At 54.4% G+C, this 21300-nt stretch carries 17 protein-coding genes and 2 tRNA genes; 17 read left to right on the forward strand and 2 right to left on the reverse strand.

Features of this window, described 5'->3' with window-relative positions; genetic code table 11:
- Positions 1 to 24: 24 nt before the first annotated feature.
- Positions 25 to 2907 (forward strand): UPF0182 family membrane protein, encoded by a 2883-nt coding sequence (locus M2120_RS00335; protein ID WP_280796754.1) that lies wholly within the window; start codon positions 25 to 27, stop codon positions 2905 to 2907.
- On the opposite strand, the gene M2120_RS00340 is transcribed toward M2120_RS00335, so the two are convergent.
- Positions 2908 to 4164 (reverse strand): MFS transporter, encoded by a 1257-nt coding sequence (locus M2120_RS00340; RefSeq protein ID WP_280796755.1) that lies wholly within the window; start codon positions 4162 to 4164, stop codon positions 2908 to 2910. It abuts the gene before it with no gap.
- Positions 4165 to 4214: 50 nt separating this feature from the next.
- Between M2120_RS00340 and prfB the strand changes: the two genes are divergently transcribed.
- Positions 4215 to 5324: a peptide chain release factor 2 gene (prfB, locus tag M2120_RS00345; RefSeq protein WP_280796756.1), complete on the forward strand. Its 1110-nt coding sequence runs from the start codon at positions 4215 to 4217 to the stop codon at positions 5322 to 5324.
- On the opposite strand, the gene M2120_RS00350 is transcribed toward prfB, so the two are convergent.
- Positions 5317 to 6126 (reverse strand): sugar phosphate isomerase/epimerase family protein, encoded by an 810-nt coding sequence (locus M2120_RS00350; protein ID WP_280796757.1) that lies wholly within the window; start codon positions 6124 to 6126, stop codon positions 5317 to 5319. The two genes, prfB and M2120_RS00350, sit on opposite strands and share 8 nt — an antisense overlap.
- Positions 6127 to 6224: 98 nt before the next feature.
- Here M2120_RS00350 and ilvD point away from each other — a divergent pair, with 98 nt between their 5' ends.
- The 15 genes from ilvD to leuC all read left to right on the forward strand — a co-directional run bounded on the left by ilvD (position 6225) and on the right by leuC (position 21299).
- Positions 6225 to 7919, forward strand: a complete 1695-nt coding sequence (gene ilvD, locus M2120_RS00355; protein WP_280796758.1) for a dihydroxy-acid dehydratase — start codon at positions 6225 to 6227, stop codon at positions 7917 to 7919.
- Between the two features lie 44 nt (positions 7920 to 7963).
- A complete protein-coding gene (locus M2120_RS00360) occupies positions 7964 to 9760 on the forward strand; it encodes an acetolactate synthase large subunit (protein ID WP_280796759.1) in 1797 nt (598 codons plus the stop codon).
- Between the two features lie 12 nt (positions 9761 to 9772).
- On the forward strand, positions 9773 to 10282 hold the full coding sequence (gene ilvN, locus M2120_RS00365) for an acetolactate synthase small subunit (protein WP_280796760.1): 510 nt from the start codon (positions 9773 to 9775) through the stop codon (positions 10280 to 10282).
- A 45-nt stretch (positions 10283 to 10327) separates the two neighbouring features.
- Positions 10328 to 11353 carry a ketol-acid reductoisomerase gene (ilvC, locus tag M2120_RS00370; protein ID WP_280796761.1) on the forward strand — a complete coding sequence of 342 codons (1026 nt, stop codon included), beginning with the start codon at positions 10328 to 10330 and terminating at the stop codon, positions 11351 to 11353.
- A 39-nt stretch (positions 11354 to 11392) separates the two neighbouring features.
- Positions 11393 to 11839, forward strand: coding sequence for a hypothetical protein (locus M2120_RS00375; RefSeq protein ID WP_280796762.1), 447 nt, complete (start codon positions 11393 to 11395; stop codon positions 11837 to 11839).
- 2 nt (positions 11840 to 11841) lie between these two features.
- Complete coding sequence (locus tag M2120_RS00380; protein WP_280796763.1) at positions 11842 to 12180, forward strand: hypothetical protein; 339 nt, start codon at positions 11842 to 11844, stop codon at positions 12178 to 12180.
- Positions 12181 to 12253: 73 nt separating this feature from the next.
- Positions 12254 to 13846: a phosphoglycerate dehydrogenase gene (serA, locus tag M2120_RS00385; RefSeq protein ID WP_280796764.1), complete on the forward strand. Its 1593-nt coding sequence runs from the start codon at positions 12254 to 12256 to the stop codon at positions 13844 to 13846.
- Positions 13847 to 13870: 24 nt separating this feature from the next.
- Positions 13871 to 14923 carry a 3-isopropylmalate dehydrogenase gene (locus M2120_RS00390; protein ID WP_280796765.1) on the forward strand — a complete coding sequence of 351 codons (1053 nt, stop codon included), beginning with the start codon at positions 13871 to 13873 and terminating at the stop codon, positions 14921 to 14923.
- 16 nt (positions 14924 to 14939) lie between these two features.
- Positions 14940 to 16052 (forward strand): branched-chain amino acid aminotransferase, encoded by a 1113-nt coding sequence (locus M2120_RS00395; RefSeq protein ID WP_280796766.1) that lies wholly within the window; start codon positions 14940 to 14942, stop codon positions 16050 to 16052.
- Complete coding sequence (gene gltX / locus M2120_RS00400; protein WP_280796767.1) at positions 16049 to 17554, forward strand: glutamate--tRNA ligase; 1506 nt, start codon at positions 16049 to 16051, stop codon at positions 17552 to 17554. Before M2120_RS00395 ends, gltX begins: the two co-directional genes overlap by 4 nt.
- A 74-nt stretch (positions 17555 to 17628) precedes the next feature.
- Positions 17629 to 17700 (forward strand) — tRNA-Gln (locus M2120_RS00405).
- 56 nt (positions 17701 to 17756) lie between these two features.
- Positions 17757 to 18665, forward strand: a complete 909-nt coding sequence (locus M2120_RS00410; RefSeq protein WP_280796768.1) for a diacylglycerol kinase family protein — start codon at positions 17757 to 17759, stop codon at positions 18663 to 18665.
- Between the two features lie 57 nt (positions 18666 to 18722).
- Positions 18723 to 18798, forward strand: a tRNA-Glu gene (locus tag M2120_RS00415).
- Positions 18799 to 18884: 86 nt separating this feature from the next.
- Positions 18885 to 19877: a TerC family protein gene (locus M2120_RS00420; protein ID WP_280796769.1), complete on the forward strand. Its 993-nt coding sequence runs from the start codon at positions 18885 to 18887 to the stop codon at positions 19875 to 19877.
- A gap of 9 nt (positions 19878 to 19886) precedes the next feature.
- Positions 19887 to 21299: a 3-isopropylmalate dehydratase large subunit gene (gene leuC, locus M2120_RS00425; RefSeq protein ID WP_280796770.1), complete on the forward strand. Its 1413-nt coding sequence runs from the start codon at positions 19887 to 19889 to the stop codon at positions 21297 to 21299.
- Position 21300: the final 1 nt, after the last annotated feature.

Here is a 21300-nt window from a genome sequence, read left to right on the forward strand (position 1 = left end):
ACTGCCCTAGATGAGGTCATTTACGTGAGTAACCAAGCACCCACCCCCGGACGTCTCGGAAGTCGCGGTCCAGTCGCCATCACCATTGGTGTGTTGGTCGTCTTGCTCATTGCCTTCTTTGCCTTCGCCAGCGTGTATGCAGATGTGCTCTGGTACAAGCAAGTCGGCTTCATGAACGTGCTCACCACACAGTGGTTCGCCGCTGCCGGGTTCTTTGTCGCGGGATTCATTGCGATGGCTGTGCCGGTATGGCTCTCTATTCAGATTGCCTACCGACTCCGACCTGTTTATGCACGCCTCAATTCACAACTTGATCGCTACCAGGACGTGATTGAGCCTCTGCGTCGCTTGCTCACCTGGGGTGTTCCAGCGTTACTCGGAGTTTTTGCCGGTCTCTCTACTGCTACTCGCTGGCAGCTGGCCATGCTCTCTTTCAACAGCGTTTCAAGTGGTCAGAAAGACCCCCAGTTCAACCTAGATATTTCTTTCTATCTCTTTGACCTGCCGTTCTATCAGGCTGCCGTTGCACTCTTCTCAGCCATAGTGTTGCTCTCTGGTCTTGCCGCACTGATTACCAACTACGTCTATGGCTCGATTGCTTTTGCAAACCGTGAACTCCGTGTTGCTAAAGCAGCTCGCATTCAGCTCGCGATCACTGCTGCCATTTACATCGCACTGCAGGCAGTGAGCATTTGGCTTGACCAGTACGCAACGTTGACCAGCGCCAAGGGGCTGATTACCGGTGCTGGATATACCGATGTGAATGCCACGATTCCCGGCATGCAGATTCTGTCTGTGATTGCGATTTTGGTAGCATTACTGTTCATCGTCACTGCCTTTACAGGTCGCTGGCGGTTGTCCATGGTGGGAACAGCAATGCTGGTTGTTTCCGGTTTGATTCTGACCATGGGTTACCCCTGGATCATGCAGCGCTTTATTGTTGATCCTTCCGAGCGCAGCTTGGAAGCTCCCTACATTGAGCGCAACATTGATCTCACTCGTGAGGCATATGGCATCTCAGATGTGGAAGAGATTCCGTACAACGCCACCACTGACGCCACTGCTGGCGCTCTGCGTGCAGATGCAGAAACCACCGCAAGCATCCGAATCATCGATCCTGCATTGGTTAGTGCTTCCTTTGCACAGCTGGAACAGTTCAAGCAGTACTACGCTTTTGCGCCAGAACTGGATGTGGATCGCTACACCATTGATGGCAAGAGCCAGGATGCTGTGGTTGCAGTTCGTGAACTCAACCAGGCAGGTATCGGTTCGTCTCAGAGCTGGTACAACAACACTCTTGTTTATACCCACGGTTATGGCATGGTTTCTGCCTATGGAACTGAGCGTTCAGCCGATGGTCAGCCCGTCTTCTTAGAGGCAGGAATTCCCTCCTCGGGCGAGCTGGGCAAGTTTGAGCCACGAATCTACTTCGGTGAAAACTCTCCGGTGTACTCGATCGTGGGAGGCACCTCAAGCACGAAGCCCGTTGAGTTGGACTACCCAGCATCGGGGGAGCAGAACGAGCAGGTGTACACCACCTTCGCTGGTAACGGTGGACCTAAGCTCGACAACATTTTCAACCGTTTGGTCTATGCGCTGAAGTTCCAGAGTGAAGAGATACTTCTCTCGGATGCGGTGACCAATGATTCCCAAATCATTTACAACCGCAACCCGCTCGAGCGTGTGAAGAAGGTTGCGCCTTACCTGACTTTGGATTCAGATCCATACCCCACCGTGGTTGATGGCAAGGTTCTGTGGGTAGTTGATGGCTACACCACCAGCGAGAACTATCCCTACTCGAAGGTTGAATCACTGTCCTCCGTGATCAGTGACCAGCCCGAGGCCGCTAACGCGTTCTCTCTGGATAACGTCAACTACATTCGTAACTCTGTCAAGGCAACTGTTGACGCCTATGACGGAACCGTCACCTTGTACACCTGGGATGAAAACGACGCCGTCTTGAAGACCTGGCAGAAGATCTACCCTTCCAACATCAAGCCCATGAGCGAGATGTCGGCAGAGTTGATCAGTCACGTTCGATACCCCACTGACCTGTTCAAGGCTCAGCGCTCTATCTTGGGCCAGTATCACGTGACCGACGCTGGATCTTTCTACTCCAGTGATGACGCTTGGGTAACTCCCAACGATCCAACGGCATCGAGTGACACCACCAAGTTCCAGTCTCCCTACTACCTCAGCATGAAGGTTCCTGGGGCTGAGAAGTCTGCTTACTCGATCTATTCCACGTTCATCCCCAAAGCTTCTGGAACGTCTAGCCGTAACGTGCTGACCGGTTACCTCGTGGCAAACTCGGATGCTGGTGCACAGGCGGGGAAGCGTTCTTCCGAATACGGGAAGCTGCGCTTACTGACCTTGCCCAAGGATGTCACCGTTCCAGGCCCTGGACAGGTTCAAAACAACTTCAATGCAGACCCTGCGGTGTCGAAGGAACTCAACCTGCTTTCGCAAGGATCGACCAATGTGCTCAAGGGTAACCTGCTCACTCTTCCCGTCGGTGGCGGCCTTCTCTATGTTCAGCCGGTCTATGTTCAGTCGACAGGTAACACGAGCTACCCACTGCTCAAGAAGATCCTGGTTGCTTTTGGAGACAAGATCGCCTTCGAAGACACATTGCCATTAGCTCTGGATGCACTCTTTGGCGGCAATGCAGGAGTTGATGACCCCACAAACGGGGGAGCACAAGCTCCTGAAGCAGATCCTGCGGCAAACAATGGCGGTTCAACACCGAGCACGAACTCAGCATTGAACCAAGCCCTACAGGCAGCCAAGGCAGCACTTGCCGACCGTGAAGCTGCACGTGTTGCCGGCGACTGGGCCGCTTATGGTGTGGCAGACGCTGCACTGACTGATGCACTCACCCGTGCACTAGCGGCTTCTTCTCAGTAGTTATTTCTTACGCGGAAGGAATCGTGGGACATAGATCATCATCATGATCACTCCCACGATTCCTGCCACACCAGTTGCGGCGGCGGCAATAGCCAATGAAGCAGCTGCTGTCAGGGCAGCGATGCCCATGGGGGCAAGTGCAGCACCAGAATCTGTGATGAATCTCCACGCGCCCAGGAATGGGGCAGGGTTGTTCTTATTGGCCAGATCCGAGGCAAGGGTGAGCAGGATCCCTGAGCCGATTCCGTTGCCGATGGCGAAGACAAACGCGGTGGCAATGAACCAGAACACGGGGTTACTCACGTCGTGAGTTAGTGAGAGAACAATGAGTGAGATCGACATCAGCACCATCGCAGGAATGATGGAAGCCAAACGCCCCCATTTGTCCATGATTTGACCGCTGGGGAAGAACAACAAGAAATCGATGGCGGTTGCCAGGCCAATAATGAGTGCAGTGTCTGCATCACGCATACCGATACTCACCGCCCACAGCGGAAACAGTACCGAGCGTCCAGAACGCAACACCATCACCGATGCTGATGCGCCACCTAGGCGCGCTAACACGCGCCAGTTTTCTCTCACGGTGTGTATCAGCCCGATTGATTCTTGTTCAACTTCAAGCTCACCAGAGGTGACGACATGGCCTGCTGGATCTCTTTGTCTTTTGGCGTGACCGAAGGTTTTCTCCGGATCAGGCATGAATAACAGCACGGCACCAGAGCTCAACGTGAAGGCAACCATGAGCCAAAAGGCAGCTAGGGGTGCGTGTGTGAGGGCGAGAACCACTGAACTGAGCAAAGGTCCCGCAACAGCACCGGCACGGAACATCCCACCGAGTGTGGAGAGGGCACGTGCTCGATAGGCAACGGGAACAAAGGTGGTGAGGAAAGCGTGACGCGCCAAGGCAAAAGCACTCGTTGCCAAGCCAATCAAGAAGATGCCCGCGCCTAAAACCAGGGGAGTAGTCGCGGCCAGAGCACAACCTGCTCCGAAAAGCGCAATGAGGGTTGACCACAGCATGGCCATGCGCTCGCCGATGCGGGAGATGATCCCGCCGCTGGGAATGTCACCGACCACAATGCCGAGTGTGAGCATGCCGGCAACTAAGCCAGCTGTTGCCAAGTTCGCACCCACATTTTGGGCGATGACAGGAACGATGGGGATAAATGCTGCCTCTCCGGCCGAAAAAAGCAGGGTGGGAAAGTAAACCGCAAGACCTACTTGACGTAGTTGGAAAGGTTTACCGGAGATGCTCATGTCGGGTACGAGCCTACGCCTGCCAGTGGCGCAGGTAGGCTGGTCTCACAATGCTTGACCTTGATCTCTCTGAACAGATTCGCGCTCTGCGCTCCACGTTCGCCGATATTCGTGCTGTCGTGGACGTGGACAGGCTCACTTCAGAAATTTCCCGACTAAGTGAATTAGCGGAAGCCCCGGACCTGTGGGATGACACTGCTAATGCACAAAAAGTCACGAGTGAACTCAGCCACCGCCAGGCAGAGCTGACCAAACTCAAGAGCATTGAAGCGCGCCTGGATGATCTTGAAGTGCTTGTTGAACTTGCCAACGAAGCAGGGGATGAGGCTTCTGCTCTCGAAGCACAAGCCGAACTGGCAAGCATCACCGCGGTGCTGGGTGAATTAGAAGTCCAGACCCTGCTCAACGGCGAATATGACTCCTATCCAGCAGTCATCACTATTCGCTCAGGTGCTGGTGGTGTTGATGCTGCAGACTTTGCCGAAATGCTGCTGCGCATGTATCTGCGTTGGGCAGAAAAGCACAACTACAAAGTCAACGTGCTGGACACTTCATATGCCGAAGAAGCCGGGATCAAGTCCGCAACGTTCGAAGTTGATGCGCCCTATGCTTTTGGCACGCTCTCGGTTGAGGCAGGAACACACCGTCTGGTGCGCATGAGTCCGTTCAACTCGGCAGGAAAGCGCCAGACTTCCTTCGCCGCTGTTGAAGTAGTGCCACTCATGCCGGAGTCTGCAGCTATCGAAATCCCTGAGAATGACATCCGCGTGGACGTCTTCCGCTCCAGCGGTCCAGGTGGGCAGTCAGTGAACACGACAGATTCTGCCGTGCGCATCACCCACCTTCCCAGCGGCATCGTAGTGAGCTGTCAGAACGAGAAGAGTCAGATTCAAAACCGTGCAGCAGCCATGCGCGTGCTCACCTCTCGCTTGTTACTTCTCCAGCGTGAAGAAGAAAACGCGAAAAAGAAAGAGTTGGCCGGAAACATCACTGCTAGCTGGGGCGACCAGATGCGCAGCTACGTGCTTGCGCCCTACCAAATGGTTAAAGACTTACGTTCAGAGTGCGAAGTGAACAATCCATCCAACGTCTTTGATGGTGACCTGGACGGATTTATTGCTGCCGGTATTCGCTGGCGTAAGTCGGCAGAGGCTAACTAGTTACAGTTGCAGTTTGTCCAAGGTGTAAACGGGCAAACTCGAGGGTTTCAACCAGGAGCGCCAGACGCTCGTCTTCGGTCTTGGCCTTGCGGGTGTTGACTTCCGCAACAACGTGGCCATCCCAATCCTGGGCAGCAAGATGTTGCAACACTTCTGCCACAGGTTGCTTGCCATAGCCAGGGAGCAGGTGCTCATCGAAGATGCGGTTGTCGTCAGCGGCAGCCGATCCATCAGTGAGGTGAACGTGGCGAAGGCGCTCGCCGTATTCCAGCGCTAGCTCGAGGCTGTCGTGACCGGAAAGGGCAGCGTGGGAGAAGTCGAGAGTAATCGCGTCACAGTCAAGCTCACGCGGGTCAGGTCCTGGCGCATATGCCTGCATCTGGGAGTTGCGCACCTTCCAAGGGAACATGTTCTCCACAGCAATGGTGATGCCAGTGTTCTGGCTGGTTTGGCGCACGATATCGAGGAATTTCTCGGCATAGGTGGCTTGCCAGCGAAATGGTGGGTGCACAACGACGGTGCTGGCGCCCACATGTGCCGCTAATTCAGCAGACTTCTCCAGTTTGATCTGGGGATCGCGACCCCAGACGAAGTGGGTGAGCAACAGCACGGGAGCGTGGATGGAGAGCACGGGGGTTTCATAGGTGTCGATGAGCTGCTTGATGCCCTCAACGCTTTGGGTGACCGGTTCGCGCGTCACCATCACCTCAACACCGTCATAACCAGCTTTCTGGGCAAAACGGAAGCCATCTTCACAGGCCAGGGGATATACGCAGGATGCGCTCATGCCAACTTGAATCATTTGTTCCAGCCTAGTTGGCGTTTCTGGGTGAATTGGGGGAGTTTGTGCCCTGCCTGCTGGGAGTTAACCGAGAGTTAGAACCGCGTAGACTTATCCCTATGCCAGAAAACGACATGAAACCACGCAGTCGCGACGTTACAGACGGTATTGAGAAAGCCGCATCTCGCGGAATGCTCCGTGCTGTCGGCATGGGAGATGAAGACTGGAGCAAGCCCCAAATTGGTGTGGCCAGCTCCTGGAACGAAATTACTCCCTGCAACCTCAGCCTGGATCGTCTGGCACAGGCCTCCAAAGAAGGTGTCCACTCTGGTGGTGGATACCCACTCCAGTTCGGTACCGTCTCGGTTTCTGACGGTATTTCTATGGGGCACGAAGGTATGCACTTCTCCCTGGTTTCCCGCGAAGTCATTGCTGACTCTGTGGAGACAGTGATGCAGGCAGAGCGTCTTGATGGTTCTGTCCTTCTTGCCGGTTGTGACAAGTCACTTCCCGGCATGTTGATGGCAGCGGCTCGACTGGATCTCGCCTCGGTATTCCTCTACGCAGGCTCGATTGCTCCTGGTTGGGTTCGGCTTTCCGACGGTACCGAAAAGAACGTCACCATCATCGATGCTTTCGAAGCTGTGGGAGCCTGCAAGGCAGGCACCATGAGCGAGGAAGACCTCGACCGTATTGAGCGTGCGATCTGCCCAGGTGAAGGAGCTTGTGGCGGTATGTACACCGCAAACACCATGGCTTCTGTTGCTGAGGCGCTGGGTATGAGCCTTCCAGGTTCTGCTGCGCCACCGAGTGCAGACCGTCGTCGTGACTACTTTGCTCACCGTTCCGGTGAGGCCGTTGTGAACTTGATTCGTCAGGGTATTACCGCTCGCGACATCATGACCAAGAAAGCGTTTGAGAACGCTATTGCTGTTGTTGTGGCATTCGGTGGTTCCACTAACGCTGTTCTGCACCTTCTTGCCATTGCTCGTGAAGCAAACGTGGACCTCAAGCTCGAAGACTTCAACCGCATCGCGGACAAGGTTCCCCACATTGGTGACCTCAAGCCTTTTGGTAAGTACGTGATGAACGATGTCGACCGCGTTGGCGGTGTTCCAGTTGTGATGAAGGCTCTGCTTGATGCTGGATTGCTGCACGGCGACGCTCTGACCGTGACCGGTAAGACGCTTGCTGAGAACCTCGCAGAGATGAACCTGCTTCCACTCGATGGTGAAGTTATCCGCACTTTGGATAACCCCATCCACGCAACTGGTGGCCTGGCTGTTCTTCACGGATCACTCGCACCTGAGGGTGCTGTGGTGAAGACTGCAGGCTTTGATCTCGATGTTTTCGAAGGCCCTGCTCGTGTGTTTGAGCGCGAACGTGCAGCAATGGATGCCCTCACCGAAGGCAGCATCAAGAAGGGCGATATCGTCCTCATCCGCTACGAAGGACCTAAGGGTGGCCCTGGTATGCGTGAGATGCTGGCCATCACCGCTGCCATCAAGGGTGCGGGACTGGGTAAAGATGTTCTACTATTGACAGACGGACGATTCTCAGGCGGCACAACCGGACTGTGTATCGGACATATAGCTCCCGAGGCTGTTGACGGTGGACCCGTTGCCCTCGTGCGCGATGGTGATCTCATACGGGTCGATATCGCAGCTCGGACGCTCGACTTACTCGTCGACGAATCAGAGCTCGAAGCTCGCCGAATCGGCTGGGCTCCGCTCCCTCCGCGTTACACCCGCGGTGTGCTTGCAAAGTACGCCAAGCTGGTGCACTCCGCATCTGAGGGTGCGATTACTGGGTAACGACGCCCCAATCACTTTTCGCTTTTCTATCAAAGGGATTCACGATGTCTACGGAATCACTCCCCACCTCGACGCCTGCCGCGCCTGCTAACGCACCCATTTTGACCGGTGCTGAAGCTGTCGTTCGCACATTGGAACTCATTGGTGTCACCGATGTGTTTGGTCTGCCCGGCGGTGCCATCCTTCCGGTCTATGACCCACTGATGGACTCCACCAAGCTGCGCCACATCCTGGTTCGCCACGAACAGGGTGCAGGTCACGCAGCTCAAGGGTATGCCTCAGCCACAGGTAAGGCCGGTGTCTGCATTGCCACCTCTGGCCCTGGTGCTACCAACTTGGTTACTGCCATCGCAGATGCATACATGGACTCTGTTCCCTTGCTGGCGATTACCGGTCAGGTGTTCTCGCACCTGATGGGTACTGATGCATTCCAGGAAGCAGACATCGTGGGTATCACGATGCCTATTACCAAGCACTCGTTCTTGGTGACCAAGGCCGAAGACATTCCTGCAACGATTGCTGCGGCGTATCACATCGCCTCAACCGGCCGTCCAGGTCCTGTTCTGGTAGACATCACCAAGGATGCTCAGCAAGCAGAAGTACCCTTCATCTGGCCCGCTGTTCTCGATCTTCCTGGCTACCGCCCGGTAACCAAGGCACACGGTAAGCAGATTCAGGCAGCTGCCGACCTCATCGTTGAAGCAAAGAAGCCCGTCTTCTATGTCGGTGGTGGAATCATCCGCTCCGGTGCCTCCAAGGAACTCTTGGAGCTGGTAGACCTCGTGGGTGCACCCGTCGTGACCACACTGATGGCACGTGGTGCTTTCCCTGACAGCCACGAAAACAACCTGGGTATGCCTGGTATGCACGGAACTGTTCCTGCAGTGTTGGCACTGCAGGAAGCTGACCTGCTGATTACCCTCGGTGCTCGTTTTGATGACCGTGTGACAGGTAAAGCATCCTTGTTTGCCCCTAATGCCAAGGTTATTCACGTTGACATTGACCCTGCCGAAATCGGCAAGATTCGTGCCGCAGAAGTTCCCATCGTGGGAGACCTCAAGGATGTCATTTCTGACCTGATTGACACCTACAAGGCCACACCTGGGGCAAAGAAAACTGACTTCACCGAGTGGTGGAGCACACTGAACTCTCTGCGCAAGGAATACCCACTGGGATACACCCCACCCACTGATGGTTTGCTAGCACCGCAGCACATCATCACTCGTATTGGTGAACTTTCTGGACCTGAAGCAATCTTTGCTGCGGGTGTGGGACAGCACCAGATGTGGGCAGCACAGTTCATCAAGTACAACCGACCTAACTCCTGGCTGAACTCAGGTGGTGCGGGAACCATGGGTTATTCCGTGCCTGCTGCGATGGGCGCCAAGGTGGGAGAGCCTGACCGTGTGGTTTGGGCAATCGATGGAGATGGTTGCTTCCAGATGACCAACCAGGAACTTGCGACATGCACCATCAACAACATTCCTATCAAAGTGGCGATTATTAACAACTCATCACTGGGTATGGTGCGCCAGTGGCAGACCCTGTTCTATGACGGTCGCTACTCCAACACTGATTTGAACACCGGTCACGACACCATTCGTGTTCCGGACTTCGTCAAGCTTGCTGACGCTTATGGCGCCCTCGGTATTCGTGTGACCAAGGAAGAAGAGATTGATGCTGCCATCAAGCTCGCCTTGGAAACCAATGACCGTCCTGTCGTCATCGACTTCGTAGTGAGCGCTGACTCCATGGTGTGGCCCATGGTTCCTCAAGGAGTGAGCAACAGCTACGTTCAATACGCCAGAGACCACGCTCCCACCTGGGACACGGACGAGTAGGGGAGTGAGATTATGAGCACACACGTACTTAGCCTTCTCGTAGAAGACAAACCTGGTCTGCTGACCCGCGTTGCTGGTTTGTTTGCCCGTCGTGGCTTCAACATTGAGTCTCTTGCTGTAGGCCACAGCGAGATTGAGGGACTTTCACGGATCACTGTTGTGGTCGACGTGGAGAACCTTCCCCTCGAACAGATCACTAAGCAACTGAACAAGCTCATCAACGTGATCAAGATTGTGGAACTAGACCCTGAACAGTCTGTTGCTCGCGAGCACATGCTGATCAAGGTGCGCGTCGATAACTCCACGCGTTCACAGGTGCTTGAAGCAGTCGCCCTGTTCCGTGCTCGTGTCGTGGACGTTGCCACCGATTCTCTCGTCATCGAGGTCACCGGTAATCCAGCAAAGATTTCTGCATTCCTCAAGGTTCTTGAACCCTACGGAATCAAAGAAATTGCGCAATCTGGCGCTATTGCTATCGGCCGTGGCAGCAAGTCCATCACCGAACGCGTGTTTAAAAACTAACGATTTATCAATTTTCCAAACCTACAAACAAGGAGAAAACCCAAAGTGACTGAAATTCACTACGACAAGGACGCCGACCTCGAGCTCATCAAGAGCAAGAAGGTTGCTGTTATCGGTTACGGCTCACAGGGCCACGCACACGCACTCAACCTGCACGACTCTGGCGTTGACGTTGTTGTTGGTCTGAAGGCTAACTCGAAGTCGATTGCTAAGGCAGAAGAGGCAGGCCTCAAGGTCATGACCACTGCTGAAGCAGCAGCATGGGGTGACGTTATCGTCATTCTCGCTCCAGACCAGGTTCAGCGTCACCTCTACGCAGATGACATCGCTCCAAACCTCTCTGCAGGTAAGACCCTCATCTTCGGTCACGGTTTCAACATCCGTTACGGCTACATCACCGCTCCTTCGAACGTTGACGTTGCTCTCGTAGCACCCAAGGGTCCAGGTCACACCGTTCGCCGCGAATACCTTGCAGGCCGTGGTGTTCCTGTGATCGTTGCTGTTGAAAACGATGCAACCGGAAACGCGTGGGAAACCGCATGGTCATACTCCAAGGCAATCGGTGGTCTGCGTGCCGGTGGTATCAAGACCACCTTCACCGAAGAGACCGAGACTGACCTCTTCGGCGAGCAGGCAGTTCTCTGTGGTGGTGCTTCACAGCTGGTGATGTATGGCTTCGAGACTCTCGTTGAAGCTGGTTACCAGCCGGAGATTGCTTACTTCGAGGTTCTGCACGAACTCAAGCTCATTGTTGACCTGATGTGGGAAGGTGGCATCGCCAAGCAGCGTTGGTCCGTTTCTGACACTGCAGAGTTCGGTGACTACGTTTCTGGCCCACGTGTGATTGACCCTTCGGTCAAGGAGCACATGAAGGAAGTTCTCGCAGACATTCAGAACGGTGCTTTCGCAACCCGCTTCATCAACGACCAGGACGCAGGAGCTCCCGAGTTCCTCGCGCTGCGCGAAAAGGGTGCTGCACACCCCATCGAGGCAACCGGTCGCAAGCTGCGCGAACTCTTCGCATGGCGTCCACAGGACAAGGATTACACCGAGGGTTCCGCCGCTCGCTAATCCAGATCTAGACGAGAGGATGCGCCACGCGCGTCACGTATGAGTACTCCAGAAGATGATGCCCTGAGTTGGGCAGGCGATGAAGATCGTCTGACCACGGGCTCTCCTGCCAGTGCGAAACGTGATGCGGGTGGCGCTTCTTCCGTTAAGCGCAGCACCTCGTCAACAGAAACTGACGCAACACCAGAACTTCCCGCTGGTTTGAGCTCAGTAGCTTTGATCGGGTTTGGAATCTTTGCAGGTATTTACTTGCTGTTTTCTGTCGCCTGGTTGATTACTGCGTTGCGTAATCCAACACAGATTGCTGATGCATTGGGTAATGCCATGTTCCAATTCGGTTTGTGGCTGTCCGTGGCAGCTCCTGCCATCTGGTTTGGTGCGGTGCTGTATTTGGGTAAAGACTCCAAGGTTTCTTCACGCCTGCTGTGGCTGTTAGTTGGTGTGCTTGTGCTGATCCCGTGGCCCTACGTGACCTGGGCAGGCTAATCATGAAAGTCACACAAACCCGTTCAGTGGGTGCCTGGATTCTTGCAGCGGTATTTGCCCTGCTCTTTGCCTATGACGTGTGGGAGGGGATTGGCAACTTCGTAGGTGTCATGACGCAGAGCCTCTCACTCGGTATTGGTTTGAGTGCCTTTGGCTGGTTTGCGGTTGTCTTTGGAATTCTTGCGCCGCTGGTTATCTTTTTTGCCGCCCTGTGGGTGACCAGAAAGAGAACGCTTCTTCCAGCTTTCGTAATCTATGTCGTTGCCTTGTCCATCTCTGCAGTCATTGGTGTTGACCTCGCTTTAGGTACCAACGCATTCCTCATTTTCAGCGTGAATTAGCGCAATTTAGCCCCACAGCGCTCGGGTAGACTTGAACCTCCCGTGTGCATAAACCTCAAGGAAATACATACTCGTGACTAAGCCCGTCGTTCTCATTGCTGAAGAGCTTTCTCCTGCCACCATCGAGGCTCTCGGCCCCGACTTCGACGTGCGTGTCGTGGATGGTACTGACCGTCCTGCACTTCTCGAGGCAGTTCACTCTGCCAGTGCAATTCTCGTTCGTTCTGCTACTCAAGTGGATGCTGAAGTTCTTGCTGCAGCGCCAAACCTCAAAGTTGTAGCCCGTGCGGGTGTGGGCCTGGACAACGTAGACATCAAGGGCGCTACGGCAGCCGGTGTCATGGTGGTGAACGCCCCTACCTCGAACATCATCTCTGCAGCAGAGTTGACCTGTGGTCACATTCTGAGCCTTGCTCGCCACATTCCTGCGGCACACGCAGCACTTGCCGAAGGCAAGTGGAAGCGCAGCGCCTACACCGGTACTGAGTTGTTTGAAAAGACCATCGGAATCATCGGTTTGGGACGTATTGGTGCACTGATTGCCGAGCGCATGAAGGCATTCGGCACCAAGGTTGTTGCCTATGACCCCTACGTCACTTCTGCACGTGCACAGCAGCTCGGCGTTCAGCTGGTGAGCTTGGATGAACTGATTGAAACCTCAGACTTCATCACCATTCACATGCCCAAGACTCCTGAAACCACCGGCATGATTGGTGCGGCACAGCTCAAGGCGATGAAGCCCACTGCCTATGTGATCAACGTGGCACGTGGTGGTCTCATCGATGAAGAGGCACTCTTTGACGCACTGACCAACAACGTCATTGCTGGTGCTGGTCTAGACGTATTCGTCTCCGAGCCACCTACCGGTTCTCCATTGCTTGGTCTGCCGAATGTCATCACCACCCCTCACCTGGGTGCTTCTACCGATGAAGCTCAGGAGAAGGCAGGAATTTCAGTTGCGAAGTCTGTGCGCCTTGCACTCAGTGGTGAACTCGTTCCTGACGCTGTGAACGTTGCCGGTGGTGTGATTGACCCCTACGTCCGCCCCGCAATTCCTCTGGTTGAGAAGTTGGGCCAAGTTTTCTCTGGCCTGGCACACACCAGCCCACTGACCTCGGTCGATGTTGAAGTTCGCGGTGAAATTACCCAGTTCGACACGTCAGTGCTCAAGCTTGCTGCGCTGAAGGGAATCTTCACAAACGTGGTCAGCGAGAGTGTGTCTTATGTGAACGCACCACTGCTGGCTGAACAGCGCGGTATTGAGGTTCGTACCCTCAGCGAAGAAGAATCTCCCGAATACCGCACCGTGCTGACCATTCGTGGTGCACTCAGTGATGGCACCCAGATTTCTGTCTCGGGAACCTTGGCCGGTATCAAGCAGGTCGAGAAGATCGTGGAAATCAACGGATACGAAGTTGATGTCCCCATCGATGACCACCTCATCGTGATGCAGTACATCGACCGTCCCGGAATCGTTGCCGTCTACGGCAAAGAATTCGGCGATGCGAAGATCAACATTGCAGGTATGCAGATTGCTCGTCAAAACCTCGGCGGTAAAGCACTTTCTGTCCTCACCGTTGACTCACCAGTCCCAGCAGCACTGCTGGAAAAGGTTCGCAAGGCTATCGATGCCGATGTCATGCTCGAAGTAGACATCACCGAATAAGACTCTTCACACTCAAGGAACAACATGTCGCGCACACTCAAGCTCGCAGTCATCCCCGGAGATGGCATTGGCCCCGAGGTTATTGCTGAGGCCGTCAAGGTCCTAGACGTTGTTGCTCCTGCTGCTGACCTCGTCGTAGAGAAGACTCACTTCTCACTCGGCGCAGACCGGTACCTCGCTACCGGCGATGTGCTCAGCGAGGAAGATCTCGCCGCCATCGCCTCACACGAAGCTATCTTGCTTGGCGCTGTGGGCGGCAAGCCGGGTGATCCACGCATTCCTGCGGGCATCATCGAGCGTGGTCTTCTGCTGAAGCTGCGCTTTAGCTTGGACCACTACGTCAACCTGCGTCCAACCACCATCTTCCCTGGTGTTACCAGCCCACTGGCACACCCTGGCGAGGTTGACTTTGTTGTCGTGCGCGAAGGAACCGAAGGCCCTTATGTGGGTAACGGTGGAGCTTTGCGTCAGGGAACTGAGTTCGAAATTGCGAACGAACTTTCCGTCAACACCGCCCACGGTGTTGAGCGCGTGGTTCGTTATGCCTTCGAGTTGGCTGCCAAGCGTGATCGAAAGAAGCTCACCCTGGTGCACAAAACCAACGTGTTGGTTAACGCAGGATCCTTATGGAGCCGCCTGGTCAACACTGTTGCTGCCGAATACTCTCAGGTCACGGTTGATTACCTGCACATTGATGCAGCAACAATCTTCTTTGTCACCGACCCAGCACGTTTTGATGTCATCGTCACCGACAACCTTTTCGGTGACATCCTGACCGACCTTGCTGCTGCTATCAGTGGCGGTATTGGCCTGGCGGCCAGTGGAAACATCAACCCCACGAATGCTTTCCCCAGCATGTTTGAACCCGTGCATGGCTCAGCACCTGACATTGCAGGCCAGCAGAAGGCAGACCCCACCGCAGCAATCCTGTCGGTAGGGATGCTGCTCGAGCACTTTGGCTACGCTGAGGCGGCAGCTCGCATCAATGATGCAGTAGCTGCCGATCTTGCAACCCGTGGCTCCACCCCTCGTTCAACCAGTGACATCGGCGACGCTATTGTTGCCCGCCTGTCCTAGGAAGTAAAGGAAGATCATGAGCAACGAAACATCGACGTTTCCGCTGAACTTCGCCCTCACCCCCTCTGCATCAGCACGAGCTGAGGCAGAACGTGAAGAAATCCTCGCAGACCCTGGATTCGGTAAGCACTTCACCGACCACATGGTCTCCATCGACTGGACCGTGGCCGAGGGATGGCACGGTGCACACGTGCAGCCCTATGGACCCCTCGTTCTCGACCCTGCAGCATCCGTTCTGCATTACGGCCAAGAAATCTTCGAAGGACTCAAGGCATACCGCCACGCAGATGACTCCATCTGGACGTTCCGTCCCGAAGCTAATGCTTTACGTTTGCAGCGCTCTGCCCGCCGTATGGCCCTTCCAGAACTGTCTGTACCTGACTTCATTGAATCTCTCAAGCAGCTCATCGCAGTTGATGGTAAATGGGTCCCCTCTGCGCCAGAGACGAGCCTCTACTTGCGCCCCTTCATGATTGCCAATGAGTCATTCTTGGGCGTTCGAGCTGCCCACAAGGTTGGTTATTACCTCATTGCTTCCCCAGCAGGTGCCTACTTTGCTCAGGGAGTTGCCCCCGTGAAGATCTGGTTGACCACCGAATACTCACGTGCAGGTAAGGGTGGAACAGGTTCTGCCAAGTGTGGTGGAAACTACGCGTCTTCGTTACTTGCACAGGTTGAGGCCTACGAGAACGGGTGTGCGCAGGTTCTCTTCCTCGATTCTGAAACCCACACCAATGTGGAAGAGCTTGGTGGAATGAACGTATTTTTCGTCCACAAAGACGGCAAGATTGTCACCCCCAAGCTCACTGGAACAATCCTCGAAGGTATTACTCGAGAGTCCATCATCACCCTGGCCAAAGATCGTGGCCTCGAAGTTGAAGAGCGCACTGTTCCCATCTCTGAATGGCAAGAAGGTGTTGCCTCTGGTGAGATCACCGAAGTATTTGCCTGTGGAACTGCTGCGGTCATTACCCCCATCGGACAACTCTTAGGCGCAAACGGACTAGCAGTAGGCAACCCTGATGCTCCAGCGGGAGAGCTCACCATGAGCCTGCGCAAGGAACTCACCGATATTCAATACGGTCGCCTCCCTGACCGCCACGGATGGATGACCAGGCTCGACGTATGACAACTAACTACCCCTTCTCCACAGCGACGGGGAGCGACGTTCGCGTGCGCTTCTGCCCTTCGCCTACCGGAACTCCTCACGTTGGATTAGTGCGTACTGCCCTGTTCAACTGGGCATACGCACGCCACACTGGTGGTAAGTTCATCTTCCGCATTGAAGACACCGACGCTGCACGCGACTCTGAAGAGAGCTACGAGCAAATCATTGACGCTCTTTCCTGGCTGAACCTCGACTGGGATGAAGGCATCAACGTGGGGGGACCACACGCACCCTACCGTCAGTCACAGCGCTCGGAGATCTATAAGGACGTCATCGAAAAGCTCAAGGCCACCGGTCGCGTCTATGAAAGCTTCTCAACCCCAGAAGAAATTGAAGCGCGCAACATTGCCGCCGGCAAGGATCCCAAGGTTGGTTATGACAACTTCGACCGGAACCTGACCGAAGAGCAGAAGGCTGCCTATCGTGCTGAGGGCCGTCAGCCTGCCTTGCGTGTTCGAGTGCCCGATGAAGACATCACTTTTGATGATTTGGTCCGTGGAGAAATTACCTTCCCTGCCGGCTCTTTCCCCGACTTTGTTGTTGTTCGCCCCAACGGTGACCCGCTCTACACGCTGGTTAACCCGGTAGATGACGCCATCATGCAGGTGACCCACGTGCTTCGTGGTGAAGATCTTCTTTCTTCAACTCCACGCCAAATAGCGCTGTATCACGCACTGATTGACGCAGGTTTCACCACGCACATTCCGCGCTTTGGTCACCTTCCCTACGTCATGGGGGAGGGAAACAAGAAGCTTTCTAAGCGTGACCCTGAAGCAAACCTGTTCCACCACCGTGATCGTGGATTCATTCCCGAAGGTTTGATCAACTACCTCGCACTGTTGGGCTGGTCACTGACTCACGACCGTGACGTGTTCTCCATCCAGGAGATGGTGAAGGCGTTTGATGTGGTCAACGTGAACCCAAACCCTGCACGCTTTGACCAGAAGAAGGCGGATGCCATCAACGGTGACCACATTCGACTGCTCACCGTGGAAGATTTCACTGCCCGCATGATTCCGTATCTGCAGGCCGGTAATGTGCTCTCGAACAACCCAACTGATGAGCAGCTGGAAATTCTTGCCGCGGCAGCACCCCTGGTTCAAACGCGCATGAATGTGCTCAGTGAAGCTCCCGAGCTCCTTGAATTCCTCTTCACTCCTGCCACGCAGATTAGCTATGCAGAAGATGCCCTCAAGGGATTGCCAGAAAACTCTGGCGAAATTGTTGCGGCATCTGTTGGTGCACTGGAGTTGATCCCTGAAGCTGAATTCACACACGACCGCATTCAGGCAGCGTTGAACGAGACCTTGATTGAAGGGCTCGAGCTGAAGCCACGTAATGCTTTTGGGCCTTTGCGCACGGCAATTTCGGGTCGTCGAATCTCTCCGCCGCTGTTTGAATCCATGGAGATTCTCGGCAAGCAGGACACGATAAACCGCCTCGTTCGTTTCAACGAACGCTAGGGGAGCTGAGTTTGTTTAGCCTGCCCCTCGTGGGTTAGGCTAGGGAGTCGGTTCAAGGCTGAGCTTTGGCCCGGTGGGGTATGGTGTAATTGGCAACACGGAGGTTTCTGGTACCTTTGTTCTTGGTTCGAGTCCAGGTACCCCAGCAAGTAAAACCCTCGCATGGGCGAGGGTTTTCTCGTTTAACCGAGATAATCATGAAGTGACTTCTTCGCCCCGCCACATCGTTGTGGCTATCAACCCAACTGCCTCGTTTGGGAAGAACCCTTTGGCAGGAGAACAGACTGTTGCTGCGCTTGAGAGTGCTGGTCATAGTGTCACTGCCTTGCGGGCTGAAAGCTTTGACCTCCTCGCCGGCAAACTCAACCGTGCCCTCACGCTCACGCCAGATGCACTCGTCGTCGTTGGCGGCGATGGAATGGTCTCGCTGGCCGTCAATATGCTTGCGCAAACCTCAATCCCCTTTGCTGTTGTTCCTGCCGGAACAGGCAATGACTTGGCCCGGGGGATTGGTCTTCCTGTTGGCAATATCACTGCCTGTATTTCGGCGATGGTGGAGTCATTGGATCGAGAACCTGAACGTCTCGATTTAGGGCGCATCACTTCGACTGATGGTTCAGAAGTGCGATGGTTCGCCAGCATTCTTTCGGCAGGGTTCGACGCGATTGTGAACGAGCGTGCAAATGCGATGACGTGGCCTAAGGGTAAATCGCGTTACACACTTGCCCTCCTTCGGGAACTTTTTGCTCTGAAACCCGTTCGATATCGCCTCACTGTCGATGGTGACAGTCGAGAGGAATCAGCAATGCTGATCTCTATTGCCAATAACTCCACCATGGGTGGGGGTATGAGCGTGACGCCAGAAGCCAGTATGCGTGATGGGTTGTTGGATGTGTTTGTCCTTCGCCCGTTATCGCGATTGAGGTTTTTGCGATTGTTCCCCCGTGTTTTTGCCGGAACGCACGTGAGTGAGCCTGAAGTACTCATCCAGCGAGCAAAAACTGTCACTTTAGATGCGCCAGGAATCGTGGCCTATGCAGATGGTGAGCGTGTGTGGGCACTTCCGGTGCAGGTCGATGTTGTGCCTGCAGCCGTTCGAGTTTTCATTTAGCTCACTCGCCCCGATTGGCGGGGGATTAGTTCTTGTGGCATTATTGACAGGTACTTCGGCCCCATCGTATAGCGGCCTAGTACGCCGCCCTCTCACGGCGGTAACGCGGGTTCGAATCCCGCTGGGGTCACCACAACAAAAACCCTCGCCTGATGGCGGGGGTTTTTGCTTTGTCTCCCACACAATTTTCAGGATTCTTAGCTGTAGCCTTGAAACACTATGGATGGTGCTCTCCCCGCGTGGTTTGAAATCGGCTCACTCGTTGTTTTGACAGCGATTTTGATCGCAGATTTGCTGATTATTTTCAAGCGCCCGCACGTTCCTTCGATGAAGGAAGCCGCTCTGTGGGTTGGGTTCTATGCGCTCCTGGCTGTGGCATTTGGTGGGGCAATATTTGCGCTCGGTGATGTGGAGCATGCCAGCCAGTTTTATGCAGGTTGGTTAACCGAATACAGCCTGAGTATTGACAACCTTTTTGTCTTTGTCATTATCATGAGTCGCTTTGCTGTCCCCAAGAAATATCAGCAAGAAGTCCTCATGGTGGGTATCATCATGGCGTTAGTTTTGCGAGGAATTTTCATCATTCTTGGTGCCGCCTTGATCGAGAACTTTTCCTGGATTTTCTACATCTTTGGCGCATTCTTGCTCTACACCGCCTATCACCAGGCGTTCCGTTCTCACGAGGATGAGGAAGAAACCGAAGGCAAGCTAATCACCTTCTTGCGCAAACGCATCACCATGTCGCCTGAATTTGATGGCGCCAAGATCCGCACCACCCACAACGGAAAAAAGATGTTCACCCCCATGCTGGTGGTGTTCATCACTATTGCAGTTACCGACGTCATCTTTGCCTTTGACTCCATTCCCGCCATTTTTGGAATTACAACAAGTCCGTTCCTGGTTTTTGCAGCAAATATCTTTGCGCTGATGGGTCTGCGTCAGCTCTACTTCTTACTGGGTGGTTTGCTCGACAAGCTGGAATACCTCAAGTATGGAATCGCGTTCATTTTGGGCTTTATTGGCGTCAAGCTGGTATTGCACGCCATGCACGCTAATGAGCTGGGCTTCATCAATGGTGGCCAGCCCATTGAATGGGCTCCAGAAATCAGTACGGGCACGTCGTTGCTCGTGATTGTGGCATCCATGGCTGTTGCCACGATCGCCAGCGTCATCAAGATGCGTTCTGACGAAGCTACTTCACACACGAAGTAGAATTACAAGGTGAACAAACCAAGAACTCTCGCGGAAAAAGTGTGGGACGACCATCTGGTCGTCAAGGGTGAAGATGGCACTCCCGATCTGATCTATATCGACCTCCACCTCGTTCACGAAGTAACCAGCCCACAGGCTTTTGATGGCCTGCGCCAAGCCGGACGTCCCGTCCGCCGCTTGGACTTGACCATCGCTACAGAAGATCACAACACACCTACTCTCGCGATTGATAAGCCCATCGCTGATGAGACCAGCCGCGTTCAGATTCAAACCCTGCGCAATAACGCAGAAGAGTTTGGTGTTCGCCTGCACTCTCTCGGAGATGTTGAACAAGGAATTGTGCACGTGGTGGGACCACAGCTTGGTCTGACCATGCCCGGTATCACTGTGGTGTGTGGAGATTCACACACCTCTACACACGGCGCGTTCGGTGCCATGGCATTCGGTATTGGTACCAGCGAAGTTGAACACGTCCTGGCTACCCAGACTCTTCCGCTCAAGCCGTTCAAGACCATGGCTATCAACGTGGAGGGGACACTCAAGCCTGGTGTCTCTGCAAAAGACATCATCCTTGCGGTTATTGCCAAGATTGGTGCCAACGGAGGCCAAGGCTACGTGCTTGAATTCCGTGGTTCTGCCATTCGTGCCCTGTCCATGGAAGGTCGCATGACCATCTGCAACATGGCCATTGAAGCAGGAGCTCGTGCGGGTATGGTGGCTCCCGACCAGACCACGTTTGACTATCTGGAAGGCCGCCCCCACGCACCTGTTGGTGCTGACTGGGATGCGGCTGTTGAGTACTGGAAGACCCTTCCCACTGATGAAGGCGCTGTGTTTGATGCTGAGGTTAACCTTGACGCCGACACACTTGAACCTTTCGTGACCTGGGGAACAAACCCTGGTCAAGGTATTTCCCTAAGCGATGTTGTTCCTTCGCCAGAAGATTTCTCTGACCCCAATGAGCGTGCTGCGGCAGAGCGTGCTCTCAAATACATGGATCTCAAGCCAGGAACTCGTCTCAAAGATGTGCCTGTAGATGCTGTATTCATGGGCTCGTGCACCAACAGTCGTATTGAGGACCTTCGCGTCTTCGCTTCCATCGTGGAAGGCAAGAAGAAGGCTGATGGCGTTCGCGTCATGGTCGTTCCAGGTTCTGCTCGAGTGCGTTTGGAAGCAGAAGCTGAGGGCCTGGACAAAATCATCGAAGCCTTTGGTGCAGAGTGGCGTTTTGCTGGATGCTCGATGTGTTTGGGTATGAATCCTGACCAGCTTGCTCCGGGGGAGCGATGCGCCTCAACCTCGAACCGTAACTTTGAAGGACGCCAGGGAAAGGGTGGTCGCACCCACCTCGTATCCCCACAGGTTGCTGCAGCAACTGCTATTCGTGGAACGCTCTCGAGCCCCTCAGATTTGGAAGGCTAGT

The sequence above is a fragment of the Aurantimicrobium minutum genome (assembly GCF_029893825.1).
In the GTDB taxonomy this organism is placed as follows: domain Bacteria; phylum Actinomycetota; class Actinomycetes; order Actinomycetales; family Microbacteriaceae; genus Aurantimicrobium; species Aurantimicrobium minutum_C.